Source organism: Paraburkholderia sp. BL17N1, assembly GCF_003634175.1.
Classification (GTDB): Bacteria; Pseudomonadota; Gammaproteobacteria; order Burkholderiales; family Burkholderiaceae; genus Paraburkholderia.
The window spans coordinates 3249433-3262315 of the sequence record NZ_RBIW01000001.1; the positions used below are offsets into that span (position 1 = coordinate 3249433).

The window sequence follows — 12883 nt, forward strand, 5'->3', positions numbered from 1 at the left end:
CGATTAACGCAACTAACGGTCGATTTCTACGGCCTGCCACCAGCAGAACAGCTCCCGGAAGGTCCGCCGATTTTGTTGACAAAATTAGCCACCAAAGAACGATCCCAGCCAAGCCAAATTAAACCTGTACTGAGATCCCACCGGATACGCATGCCGGGCCGGCAGTCCGTCAGCTCAACCTCGCCGCCAGGATTGTCGAAATTCAAGACAAAAATTGTTGACAATTTTTATGTCCATCCTATGATGACCAACATACCGAGACGAACATCATGTCCGACACAGACTCCGCTGCTGCGAATAGTTTGAAACCCGAAGCGATCACCGAGCGCATCCGCGCCGCGATCCTCGAGCATCGGCTCGCGCCTGGCGCCAAGTTGACAGAAGCACAGTTGTGCGAAGTATTCGGTGTGAAGCGCGGTCCGATCCGGCAGGCGCTGGCGCAGTTGGCAACCGACCACCTCGTCGATCTCGAACCGAATCGCGGGGCGTTCGTGGCAAGTCCGTCGCTGCAGGAAGTGCACGAAGTGTTCGAGATGCGCCGCATCATCGAGCTGGCGGTGGTCGAAAAGATCTGCAGCGGCCACGGCATGCGCCGTTTGAAGAGCATCGGCAGCATGATCGGCCGGGAACGCAAAGCATTCGAAACACGTGATTTTCCGGCGTGGATTCGCCTGTCGGGCGAGTTTCACACCGAGTTGGCCGGACTCACCGGCAACGCTGTGCTGTGCGACTGCCTGAACGGTCTGGTGGCGCGCTCCACACTGATTTCCGCGCTGTACGAGTCGCTCGGACGCAGCCCATGCTCGTTCGAGGACCACGAAGCCATTCTCGCCGCACTCGACGCCGGCGATGCAAAAGAGGCGGCGGCCCTGATGTCGCGCCATCTGCAAAGCGTCGAGTTGAAGATGCTGGACCGTCCCGCACGTGGCGCGGCCGATCTGCATGAAGTGTTCGGCGCCCTCAACGGCGCAGCCAGAGATTCATCGAAGACCAAGTCCGCGCCAGGCTGAGGCAGGCGGCCGGCGTGCGCCCGTTCCCGGTGCGCGCCGCACTGAATTGAACTGAACGAATCAAGCGTTGCAAGGCGGCTCGGCGTGAGCGCTGCCGGCTTGTGCACGCGTGTCCGCCGTCGGGCGACGGACCTCGGGTAATAACGCATCGCCGGACTTCGCGGCTGCTGGCGGTGCGATAACCACAAGTACTTCAAGTACGGAGACATCCGCGGCACGGCCGGACAGACGCGCCAGGACCCTCGATTCGGACGGACGAGGAGGGCGCGACTGGCATGGCCGATGCAACGTCCTTCGATTCGCTATCGACGGTCCCTATTCCAAGGAGGAATCATGGCTCAGTTCAGTGCAGCGCCCGGCAATCCCGCAATTCCCACTTATGCAGGCGACGGCGCATCCAGCGAACCGTCGATGCCCGCAGGCTACAGCGACCGCCTCTACAATGAGGATCTCGCGCCGTTACGGCATCAAACCTGGGGCGCCTACAACATCTTCGCGTTCTGGATGTCGGACGTGCACAGCGTCGGCGGCTACGTGTTCGCGGGCAGTCTGTTCGCGCTCGGCCTGACGAGTTGGCAGGTGCTGATCGCGCTGCTGGTCGGCATTACGATCGTCAACCTGTTGTGCAACCTGATCGCCAAGCCGAGCCAGGCGAACGGCGTGCCGTATCCGGTGGCGTGCCGCGCCACCTTCGGCGTGCTCGGCGCGAATATTCCCGCAGTGATTCGCGGCCTGATCGCGGTCGCGTGGTACGGCATCCAGACCTATCTGGCGTCGAGCGCGCTCGTGATCGTCGTGTTGAAATTTGTTCCGCAATTGCTGCCTTATGCGGATGTTCATCATCACGGCTTCCTGGGGCTTTCGATGCTTGGCTGGACCGGCTTCATGGTGCTCTGGGTGTTGCAGGCGCTGGTGTTCTGGCACGGCATGGAGACCATCAAGAAGTTCATCGACTTCGCCGGTCCCGCGGTCTACGTGGTGATGTTCATCCTCGCGGGCTACATGGTGTATCGCGCGGGGTGGCGCAACATCGGCATCAACCTGGGCGGCGTCAAATATCACGGCATGCAGGTCGTGCCGGTGATGATCACGGCCATCTCGCTGGTGGTGTCGTATTTCTCCGGCCCAATGCTGAATTTCGGCGACTTCTCGCGCTATGGCAAGAGTTTCCGCAGCGTGCAACGCGGCAACTTCTGGGGCCTGCCGGTCAACTTCCTGGCCTTCTCGCTGGTGACGGTCATCACGACCGCGGCCACGCTCCCGGTGTTCGGCGAACTGATCACGGACCCGGTCGAAACCGTAGGCCGTATCGACTATCCGACCGCGGTGATTCTCGGCGCGCTGACCTTCACGATCGCGACCATCGGCATCAACATCGTCGCCAACTTCGTCTCGCCGGCTTTCGACTTCTCCAACGTCGCGCCGCGCCTCATTAGCTGGCGCATGGGCGGCATGCTCGCGGCGGTGGCGTCGATTTTCATTACGCCGTGGAATCTGTTCAACAACCCGGCTGTGATCCATTACACGCTCGACGTGCTAGGCAGTTTCATCGGACCGTTGTACGGTGTCCTGATCGTCGATTACTTTCTGGTGAAGCGTCAGAAGATCGTTCTCGACGATCTGTACACGGTCTCGCCGACAGGTTCGTACTGGTATCGCAACGGCGTCAACTACCGGGCGGTCGCCGCGTTGCTGCCGGCTGCCGTGATCGCGGTGGCCTGCGTGATGGTGCCCGCGCTCGACGGCATGGCGAATTTCTCGTGGTTTATCGGCGCAGGCCTCGCTGCGTTGTTCTATCGTGTTCTTGCACGCTGAATTTTGCGGAAGCACCAGGAGTCGATATGCGTATCAAACTGATCAACCCGAACACGACCCAACGCATGACGGAAGCCATGGGCCGCTGCGCGCGCGACGTCGCCGCGCCGGGCACCGAAGTCATCGCGGTGAATCCGACCATGGGGCCGCCGTCGATCGAAGGGTATTACGACGAAGCGCTCGCCACGCCGGGCTTGCTGGCCGAAGTCGCCGCCGGCGAACGTGAAGGCTGCGACGGCTACGTGATCGCCTGCTTTGGCGACCCCGGTCTGTACGCCGCGCGCGAACTGGCGCGCGGCCCGGTGATCGGCATTGCCGAGGCGGCGATGCACGCGGCCAGCGTGCTGGCGCCGGGCTTCTCGGTGGTGACCACACTGGCGCGCACGTGCGGCATGGCGTGGCACCTTGCCGAGCGTTACGGCATGAAGCGGTTTTGCCGCAACGTGCGCGCTACCGACGTCGCCGTGCTCGACCTCGACAAGCCAGGCTCGGCGGCGCGCCGCATCATCCTCGACGAATGCCGGCGTGCGCTCGCGGAAGACGGTTCGGACGCGATCGTGCTCGGCTGCGCGGGTATGGCCGAACTGTGCGCGGAAATCGAAGACGCGCTCGGCGCACCGGTGATCGAGGGCGTGACGGCAGCGGTGAAGTGGACCGAGGCGCTGGTCGCGCTGCGTCTATCCACGGCCAAACGTGGCGATTACGCGCGGCCGCTGGCCAAGCGCTACGACGGCGCGCTGGCGTCCTTCAGCCCCACCGACGCCGATCCGAATCCGCGTGCCCCGCGCGGCTCTACCGTCATTTCCGGCGCAAAATCGCCGGAAAACGGAGGAATGGCCGATTTATCGCGGGTAAACACTACAGAATCGGGCCCGCACATACATTCAGTCTGACACGCACTATCTGCCCGGGTGTATGGGCGCACCCGGGTGTTTTCGCTACACTGGTCCAACTCGGCGCGGGCTGCCTGAAAGGCTTTTTTCTGCTGCTTTCGGTACTGCTTCTGATGTTTTTCCACCGCGCCGGCGTGAGTCGTTTGCACTCAGCGCGCGAGTCCGCGCAACCTCATGTGCATGCCACGTGAGTTCCACGCGAATTTTACGTACCGTCACCACGCATTCGTCAAACCATGCCACTCGACCCGAACTACCCACGCGATCTGATCGGCTACGGCCGCCACCCGGTGCAGGCAAACTGGCCGGGTCGAGCGCGTGTCGCAGTGCAATTCGTCCTGAATTACGAAGAGGGCGGTGAAAACTGCGTGCTGCACGGCGATCCGGGCTCGGAACAGTTTCTGTCGGAAATCGTCGGCGCCGCCTCTTTTCCGGCACGTCATATGAGCATGGAGTCGATCTACGAATACGGTTCGCGCGCGGGCGTCTGGCGCATCCTGCGTGAATTCGAAAAGCGCAAGCTGCCGCTCACGGTGTTCGGCGTCGGCATGGCGGTCGAACGGCATCCGGAATTGGCGCGGGCTTTTGTCGAACTCGGGCATGAGATTGCCTGCCACGGGTATCGCTGGATCCACTATCAGGACATGGCGCCGGAGAAAGAAGCGGAACACATGCGCCTCGGCATGGAAGCGATCGAGCGCGTGACGGGCGAGCGTCCGCTCGGCTGGTACACCGGGCGCGATAGTCCCAATACGCGACGCCTCGTCGCTGAATACGGCGGTTTCCTGTACGACTCGGATTACTACGGCGACGATCTGCCGTTCTGGATGGACGTCGATGTGACCGGCGGCGCGAAAGTGCCGCAACTGATCGTGCCGTACACGCTCGACACCAACGACATGCGCTTCGCAAGTCCGCAAGGCTTCAACACCGCGGACCACTTCTTCACCTACCTGCGCGACGCCTTCGACGTGCTCTACGAAGAAGGCGACGAAGCGCCGAAGATGCTGTCCATCGGCATGCACTGCCGTCTGCTCGGACGCCCCGGGCGTTTCCGCGCGCTGCAACGTTTTCTCGACCATATCGAACAGCACGATCGCGTGTGGGTCACGCGGCGTGTCGATATCGCGCGCCACTGGCGCGAACATCATCCTTATCAACAAAACGACCGCGGGGCTGCGGCATGAAGGCGATGCAATACACTCTGGACCAACTCAACAGCATCTCGACCGACGCGTTCGTGGCAGCGCTGTCGGGCATTTTCGAGCACTCGCCGTGGGTCGCGGAAATCGCCGCGCAGCAACGGCCTTTCGCCAGCATCGACGAGGTGCATCGCAAGATGTCGAATATCGTCGAGACGGCGGGCGAAGAGAAGCAACTGGCGTTGATCAACGCCCACCCGGAGCTCGCCGGCAAGGCCGCGGTGCGCGGTGAACTGACCGCCGAATCCACGCGTGAGCAAAGCGGCGCCGGCCTCGCGCAATGCACGCAGGAAGAATTCGACAGACTGCTCGCGCTGAACGCCGCGTATCGCGAGAAATTCGGTTTTCCGTTCATCCTTGCCGTGCGCGGGTATGACCGTCACGGCATCATCTCGAACTTCGAGGCGCGCGTGAACAACAGCCGCGCCGACGAACTACGCGCGAGCCTCGATCAGATCTATCGCATCGCACGTTTCCGGCTCGACGACCTGATCGACGCGTAAGGTTTTGCCGCGCGTCGCTGGACTCGAACCGAAACGTTTTTAGAGCACTGACCAACACTAAGGAAGACAAAGATGGCACTCCCGATTCTCGACCCCAACGCACCGGAATTCACCCGCCGCTATGTGAATCTGGCGGACCCGCGCCTGGGCGCGCAGGCGCTCGAGGCCAGCGACGATTTCTTCGCACCGAAGGAACGCATGCTGAATCCGGAGCCGGCCGTCTTCATTCCGGGCAAGTACGACGACAACGGCAAGTGGATGGACGGCTGGGAAACGCGCCGCAAGCGCGCCAACGGCTATGACTGGTGCGTCGTGAAGCTGGCGCGGCCGGGCGTGATCAAGGGCCTCGATCTCGACACCAGCCACTTCACGGGCAACTTCCCGCCGGCGGCGTCGGTAGAAGCCGCGCGCGTGGTGGATGGCGCGCCTAACCAGTCGACGCAATGGACCGAAATCGTGCCGTCGACCACCTTGCAAGGCAATAGTCACCACTACCACGAAGTCAGCGACGCGAATGCGTACACGCATCTGCGCGTGAACATCTATCCGGACGGCGGCATCGCGCGTCTGCGTGTGTATGGTCAGCCGCAAGTCGATTGGGCCGGCGCGAGCCGCACTGAGCAGTTCGATCTGGCGGCGATGGAAAACGGCGCATATCTTGTGGCGGCGAACAACCAGCATTTCGGCGCAGCGTCGACGATTTTGATGCCGGGCCGTGGCGTGAACATGGGCGACGGCTGGGAAACGCGCCGCCGTCGCGAACCGGGCAACGACTGGGCGATCGTCGCACTGGCGCAGCCGGGCGTGATCAAAAAGATCGAAGTCGATACGGCGCATTTCAAGGGCAACTTTCCGGACTGCTGCTCGATTCAGGCCGCGTATGTCACGGGCGGCACCGACAGCTCGCTGATCACGCAGGCCATGTTCTGGCCGGTGCTGCTCGGCGAACAAAAGCTGAAGATGGACAACCAGCACTATTTCGAAAGCGAAATCGCGGCACTGGGTCCGGTGACGCACGTGCGCTTTAACATCATTCCGGACGGCGGCGTGTCGCGTCTGCGTTTGTGGGGCACACTCGCATCATGAAAACGCTCGCGATCGAACCGTTGACGAAGGAAGCGTTCGCCGCGTTCGGCGACGTGATCGAACTCGAAGGCGCGAAGCAGATTCCGATCAACCTCGGCACGACGATCCGCTTTCACGATCTCGCGAAAGTGGACGTCGCCGACGAGAACGGCCGCACGCTCGTCAACCTGTTTCGCGGACAGCCGCGCACGCTGCCGTTCGAAGTGAAGATGCTCGAACGGCATCCGCTTGGCAGCCAGGCATTCGTGCCGCTGAACGACAAGCCGTATCTGGTGGTCGTGGCGCCGGCGGGCGAGTTGGACGCGTCGAAGATTCGCGCGTTCGTGACGAGCGGCTGGCAGGGCGTGAACTATGCGAAGGGCGTGTGGCACCATCCGCTGATCGCGTTGGGCGACGTGAGCGACTTCATCGTTGTCGATCGTGGCGGGGACGGACTCAACCTCAATGAGCAGGATCTCGCGGAGTCGCTGTGGCTCACGGAAGATGCGTTGAGCGCGGTGGCTGTTTGAGTTTGATCGCTTTCATGTAGCACGCAGGTCGACTTAAAAGAACCCACAGCATCACACCGATGCTGTGGGTTCTTTGCTTTGGTGGCGAAACATAAAAGGAGCAGCGCGACGCCGTCGTTGCGCGTCTAGCCACGCTTGCCAAGAAGCGGCGAGCGTCCAATCACCTCGCGAGCGCGTTCCGCCGGCTCCGGCATGGAAAAACCTGCGGCTTCGATCGCCGGTTTGAGTCCTTTGAATTGCAGGCTCTTCTTCGGTGAGCGCAAGGACGCCATGCCGTCGTCCCAGGCGTGAAGCATGTGCTTCGCGACGGTGTGCCATTGCGGTTCGTTGCGCGCCGCTTCGATCAACTCCTGACCGACGGCGACGGCCGAATCGCACAACGCCTCGACCATCTGCGCGTATTGCCGCGGCGCGATGCCCATGCGCGTGTTGAAGAAGCGCTCCAGCGTTTTGCCGGCTGCCCAGGTTTTGCGGCCGTCGATCGGCAAGCCCGGAGGATTCGCCGCGAAACGCGGGTACGCCTGCGTCGTGACGATGTCGTAGACGGGCGTGAACGCGACATCGTCGACCGATGTATAGAACAACGCCACGTTCTTCGTATGGCAATCCGCGTTGCGTACGACGTAGTTCGTCAACATATGCCAGCCGAGATGTTCCAGCTGCTCGCGCATGGTGTCGCGATCGAGCAGATAGGCTCGCGCGGCGTTGAGCATTTTCTCGCTGGTCGAATTGTATTTTTCGTGCGGCGGCAAACCAAGAAGACCGCACAGGTCCTCGACGCCATAGGCCGGCTTTCCCTGTGCGTCGACGTCGAAGCGCTCGACGATCAGCGCCCGGCCATCGTCCGACATCTTCGTGCGCGCGACCGGCGCGACGCTGAGCCGCTCGAGTACGCGCATGGAATAGAACTCGTTGAAGCCGAGAAACGGCGTGCTGTCGTCCGAGCCTTTGATGATGTGGCGGCTCGTCCGGATGGTGGGTTTGCCGAGCGGCATCGACGCGAATGGCTGCGAGACATCGTCCTGTGGCGCGATGAACTTGGGCACGGCGCCCGAGATGGCCGCCCGCGCATATTCGCGCACGAGTTGCGCGAAATGTTCGGCCGTGTTGTCGCCGTGCAAAATGTCCTGCACGTCGAGCGCTCGCAGTTCCGTTCCAGGTGCGACGCCTTCCGGCGTCACGGTGACACGGCCGATCCCCATCGCGCCGACCACCGCGAGCAGCGACAGGTCGGTGCCGTCGAGCAACGGTCCGAACTGCTCGCGAATCAGATTCAGCAGATAACCCTCCGGCAGGTTTTGCCGGAAAAACGGATGCAGATCGCGCGGCCAGCGCCAGGGTTCTTCACGCACCGGCATGGTCAGGCTGACGAAATCCGCCGCGCTCGCGTCGCGGTTGTATTTGAGGACGTAGTGGTCGCGCTCGCGAAATAGCGTGGCGACGTTTTTGCCCAGTACCTGGACGTCGAGCCTCATTGGTTGGCGTCCGGATTGCGTTGTTCAGCGAGGATGTCTTCGAGCGTGCGCCCATGGCCATGCGAGACGAACTTGAGGTCGTAGCCTGCCGCTTCGAGCAGGCGCACGAGCACGGACACGCTCATGTCGTTTTTGGCGAGCGTTTCCATACGCGCGACGGTGGTGCGCGCGACGCCCGCCCGGCGCGCCAACTCCTCTTGCGACAGATGGCTTTCGTGGCGAACGGCCTTCAGCATGTCAGATACATCGGCGAGATTGGTCATTTGTAGCCCCGGGGCGTCAATTTCGACGAATTCATGCCTTATTGTAGCCCATCGAGCACAACGAGGTCTCTGGAATTTGTGCCTCATGGGCTACATTTCAACGGAATTCGTGAGAAATTGTAGCTCATAGGCTACAAGTCGGCCACGCCCCGCCTTGGAGACGCCGACACCAGTGCGGCCAAAGAAAAGCGGGCTTCCCGCTAGCGCGAAAAGCCCGCTTCATATTGCTTCATCCATCGCCACGCCGGGCAGGATGCCCGGCTCGACATCACTTCACTGCGCCACCCTGGAACCAGGCGGCGATCTTCATCCGCTCGTCGTCGGTCATGTGCGTCACGTTGCCGAGCGGCATGGCCTTCAGCGTCACGGCCTGCTGGTAGATCCGCTGCGCGTTCTGCGAGATTTCATCCGGCGTATCCAGCAGCACGCCGGCGGGGGCGCTGCCCATCATCGTGGGATGCGCGGAGTGGCAGGCCACGCAGCGCTGTTGCAGCACCGGTGCGATGTCAGCCACTTTGATCGTCGGCGCGTTGGCCGCTTGCGCTTGCGGCACCATCGGCTTCGGCATGGTCCAGAAGAGGGCGCCGAACATCAGGGCAATGCCCGCCAGCGGCAAATACCACAACACCTGGCCACGGTGACGCATCACGAAGAACTGACGGATCAGCGCGCCGGCCAGCATGATGACAAGCAGCACGGCCCAGTTGTACGGATGCGTGTAGGTCATCGCGTAGTGGTTCGACAGCATCGCGAACACCACCGGCAGCGTGAAATACGTGTTGTGCACCGAGCGTTGCTTGCCGCGCTTGCCATAAATCGGGTTCGGTGTCTCGCCTTTGAGCATGGCGTCGACCATCTTGCGCTGGCCCGGAATGATCACGAAGAACACGTTGGCCGACATGATCGTGGCCAGCATCGCGCCCATGATCAGGTAAGCCGCGCGGCCCGCAAAGATATGACACGCGAGCCACGCCGCGATCAGCACGTACACGCCGACGCAGATGCCGAGCACCTTGTCCTTGTTGCCGAGAATGCGGCACAGCGAGTCGTACACGATCCAGCCGGCGGCGAGGAAGCCGAGCGCCGAGGCGACGGCGACCACCGGGCCCATATCCAGCACGTTCTTGTCGATCAGGTAAGTGCTCGGCGAGAACAGATACAGCACGGTGAAGAGACCGAAGCCCGACAGCCACGTGGTGTACGACGGCCACTTCGACCAGTGCAGATCGTCCGGCATTTCCGGCGGCGCGACAGTGTACTTCTGCATGTTGTAGAAGCCGCCGCCGTGCACGTGCCACAGTTCGCCGAACACGCCGCGCCTGCGCTGGTTCGGGTCCGTCGGCGGTTTCAGGCTGTTGTCGAGCGCGACGAAATAAAATGATTCGCCGATCCATGCAATCGCGGCGATGACGTGAAACCAGCGAATCGCCAGATTCAACCAGTCTGTGATAAAGCCTTCCATGAAACTCCTCCACTTCTGATTCGTTGTACTCGCAGCGACGTCATGTGCCTTTTGAAACCCGGCTGACGGGTCGTTGGCAGGGCAGCACGTCGCTGCGCAGACTGCGGGGTGAAGACGCGATGCGCTCAGTTCGCACAGCGCCATTTTTTATTGGCTAGTCGGGCTGGCCGCGGTCGGTTCGAAGTGGGTCGAGTCGCGTGCGTTCGATTGCGTTTCGCGGGTGCTCGCCGGTGTGTCCCTGAGCATCTGCGCAATGCAATCGAGCGCGGTGGTTCTGCTGCGCGAACTCGACCTCGCTTCGTCCAACCTCTTTCCAACACTTCGCGGCAGATGTCTCCTTAGCTGCCGCGATAGGTGCTATACGACCACGGCGACACGAGCAGCGGCACGTGATAGTGCGCGCCGGCATCGGCCACGCCGAAGCGCAACACGACGTGATCGACGAAGCGTGGTTCCGGCACCTTCGTGCCGATCGACGCGAAGTAGTCGCCTGCGCCGAACACGAGTTCGTATTCGCCGGCGACTAGCGCATCGCCTTCGAGCAGCGGCTGGTCGCAACGGCCGTCGTCATTGGTGGTGGTGGTTTTGAGCGCGCGGCGCGTGTCGCCCGAGAGCGCGAAGAGTTCGACCGTGATGCCCGCGCCTGGACGGCCGTTGGCGGTGTCGAGCACATGGGTAGTGAGCTTTCCCATTCGCAATTTTCCTTATGTGAATGCGAGGTTTCGGCGGCAGCCCGATCCAGATACGTTTGCGGCGGATCGAGGCTCCACGTCAGTGGCTACATACCCGTCGGCGAATTGAAGCGAGCGCCGTGACAGCCATTGTAAAAAGGTTGTTCCGTCCAGCGCGCGCGAGATAGGAAAGATAATAGCTGGCGCATGACGGACAGCCTGTTGAAAGCCGCAACGACCCGATTCCTTCGACTATTACAGCGCATTTGCCTTACCGGCGGATCGTACCGGCGCCAAAAAAGGCCCACTATATCGGCAGCGTGAAGTTGGGTATCGCATTGGCGTGAGTTGTCAGCATTATTTTGGCCGTCGAAGGTTACGTCCGTGCATTGCGGCAAACACGAAGACGATTCAGCCGCGACGCACCCCGAAGACGGCGGAAAACACGCTGGGTAACCGGGCCAACGGCGTTCGACGGGACGCGGCGGCACGGTGGCGTGCCGTCACATCGCGTTCGAACGGCTTTGCACGGAAGCAATGAAGCGGAGAAACGAATGACGATGGAACAAGCGGCTAACAAGCCTAAGAAGACGATGTTGGTGAAGCACGCGGACGTGCTGGTCACGATGGACGGCGCCCGGCGCGAACTGCGCGACGGCGGCATGTTTATCGAGGACAACCGCATCGTCGCGGTTGGACCGACGGTGGAATTGCCGCAAACGGCCGACGAAGTGCTGGATATGCGCGGGCATCTGGTGATTCCGGGGCTCGTCAACACGCACCACCACATGTATCAGAGCCTGACGCGCGCGATTCCCGCCGCGCAGAACGCCGAACTGTTCGGCTGGCTGACGAGCCTCTACAAGGTGTGGGCGAACCTCACGCCGGAGATGATCGAAGTCTCGACGCTGACGGCAATGGCGGAGTTGCTGCTGTCCGGCTGCACGACGTCGAGCGACCATCTGTATATCTATCCGAACGGCAGCCGGCTCGACGACAGCATCGCCGCGGCGCACCGGATCGGCATGCGCTTTCACGCGGCGCGCGGCAGCATGAGCGTCGGGCAGAAAGACGGCGGCTTGCCGCCGGATTCAGTGGTCGAGCGTGAAGCCGACATTCTGAAGGACACCCAGCGCCTGATCGAGACGTATCACGACGAAGGACGTTACGCGATGCTGCGCGTGGTGGTCGCGCCATGCTCGCCGTTCTCGGTGAGCCGCGATCTGATGCGCGAATCCGCGGTGATGGCGCGGCAATATGGCGTGTCGATGCACACGCACCTGGCGGAGAACGTCAACGACATCGCGTACAGCCGCGAGAAGTTTGGCATGACGCCGGCGGAGTACGCGGAAGACCTCGGTTGGGTCGGCCATGATGTGTGGCATGCGCACTGCGTGCAACTCGACGACGCCGGCATCGACCTGTTCGCGCGCACCGGCACCGGAGTCGCGCATTGCCCGTGTTCGAACATGCGGCTCGCGTCGGGTATCGCGCCGGTGAAGCGCATGCGTCTGGCGGGCGTGCCGGTGGGCTTGGGCGTCGACGGATCGGCGTCGAACGACGGCGCGCAGATGATTGCCGAAGTGCGTCAGGCTTTGTTGCTGCAACGAGTCGGTTTCGGACCCGATGCGATGACCGCACGCGAGGCATTGGAGATTGCGACGCTAGGCGGCGCGAAGGTGCTCAATCGCGACGATATCGGTGCGCTGGCGCCAGGCATGGCGGCGGATTTTGTGTCATTCGATCTGCGTCAGCCGCTTTTCGCGGGCGCGTTGCACGACCCGGTCGCGGCGCTCGTGTTCTGCGCGCCGTCGCAAGTGAGCTTTAGCGTGATCGGCGGCAAGGTGGTCGTGAAGGACGGGAAGTTGATGACGCTGGAACTCGGGCCGGTCATCGAGCAGCACAACCGGTTGGCGAAGACGCTTTACGAAGCTGCGGCGTAAAAGAAGGAACGGGTTATCGGAGACGCCGATAACCCGCGCAAAGCAAAGCAA

At 62.1% G+C, this 12883-nt stretch carries 12 protein-coding genes; 8 read left to right on the forward strand and 4 right to left on the reverse strand.

Annotated features, from left to right (window positions below; translation table 11 throughout):
• The first annotated feature begins 269 nt into the window (after positions 1-269).
• From B0G82_RS14725 to B0G82_RS14755, 7 genes are all read left to right on the forward strand, one after another.
• Positions 270-1010 carry a GntR family transcriptional regulator gene (locus B0G82_RS14725; RefSeq protein ID WP_106285568.1) on the forward strand — a complete coding sequence of 247 codons (741 nt, stop codon included), beginning with the start codon at positions 270-272 and terminating at the stop codon, positions 1008-1010.
• Between the two features lie 333 nt (positions 1011-1343).
• Positions 1344-2825, forward strand: coding sequence for an NCS1 family nucleobase:cation symporter-1 (locus tag B0G82_RS14730; RefSeq protein ID WP_116141871.1), 1482 nt, complete (start codon positions 1344-1346; stop codon positions 2823-2825).
• A 26-nt stretch (positions 2826-2851) separates the two neighbouring features.
• On the forward strand, positions 2852-3718 hold the full coding sequence (locus B0G82_RS14735) for an aspartate/glutamate racemase family protein (protein WP_121307789.1): 867 nt from the start codon (positions 2852-2854) through the stop codon (positions 3716-3718).
• 236 nt (positions 3719-3954) lie between these two features.
• Positions 3955-4905: an allantoinase PuuE gene (puuE, locus tag B0G82_RS14740; RefSeq protein WP_116141867.1), complete on the forward strand. Its 951-nt coding sequence runs from the start codon at positions 3955-3957 to the stop codon at positions 4903-4905.
• Entirely contained in the window at positions 4902-5423 is a 522-nt protein-coding gene (uraD, locus tag B0G82_RS14745; protein WP_121307790.1) for a 2-oxo-4-hydroxy-4-carboxy-5-ureidoimidazoline decarboxylase, read from the forward strand. The genes puuE and uraD overlap by 4 nt, the downstream gene beginning before the upstream one ends.
• Before the next feature lie 72 nt (positions 5424-5495).
• Positions 5496-6509: an allantoicase gene (alc, locus tag B0G82_RS14750; protein WP_121307791.1), complete on the forward strand. Its 1014-nt coding sequence runs from the start codon at positions 5496-5498 to the stop codon at positions 6507-6509.
• Positions 6506-7018 (forward strand): ureidoglycolate lyase, encoded by a 513-nt coding sequence (locus tag B0G82_RS14755; protein ID WP_106285573.1) that lies wholly within the window; start codon positions 6506-6508, stop codon positions 7016-7018. Before alc ends, B0G82_RS14755 begins: the two co-directional genes overlap by 4 nt.
• Positions 7019-7143: 125 nt before the next feature.
• Here B0G82_RS14755 and B0G82_RS14760 read toward each other — a convergent pair whose 3' ends face one another.
• The 4 genes from B0G82_RS14760 to uraH form a co-directional block, all read right to left on the reverse strand.
• A complete protein-coding gene (locus B0G82_RS14760; RefSeq protein WP_121307792.1) occupies positions 7144-8493 on the reverse strand; it encodes a type II toxin-antitoxin system HipA family toxin in 1350 nt (449 codons plus the stop codon).
• Positions 8490-8756, reverse strand: a complete 267-nt coding sequence (locus B0G82_RS14765) for a helix-turn-helix transcriptional regulator (RefSeq protein WP_121307793.1) — start codon at positions 8754-8756, stop codon at positions 8490-8492. Before B0G82_RS14765 ends, B0G82_RS14760 begins: the two co-directional genes overlap by 4 nt.
• 268 nt (positions 8757-9024) lie before the next feature.
• Positions 9025-10218, reverse strand: a complete 1194-nt coding sequence (locus B0G82_RS14770; protein ID WP_116141855.1) for a urate hydroxylase PuuD — start codon at positions 10216-10218, stop codon at positions 9025-9027.
• Positions 10219-10556: 338 nt separating this feature from the next.
• A complete protein-coding gene (gene uraH, locus B0G82_RS14775) occupies positions 10557-10910 on the reverse strand; it encodes a hydroxyisourate hydrolase (protein ID WP_121307794.1) in 354 nt (117 codons plus the stop codon).
• Between the two features lie 533 nt (positions 10911-11443).
• Here uraH and B0G82_RS14780 point away from each other — a divergent pair.
• Positions 11444-12832 (forward strand): 8-oxoguanine deaminase, encoded by a 1389-nt coding sequence (locus B0G82_RS14780; protein WP_116141852.1) that lies wholly within the window; start codon positions 11444-11446, stop codon positions 12830-12832.
• Positions 12833-12883: the final 51 nt, after the last annotated feature.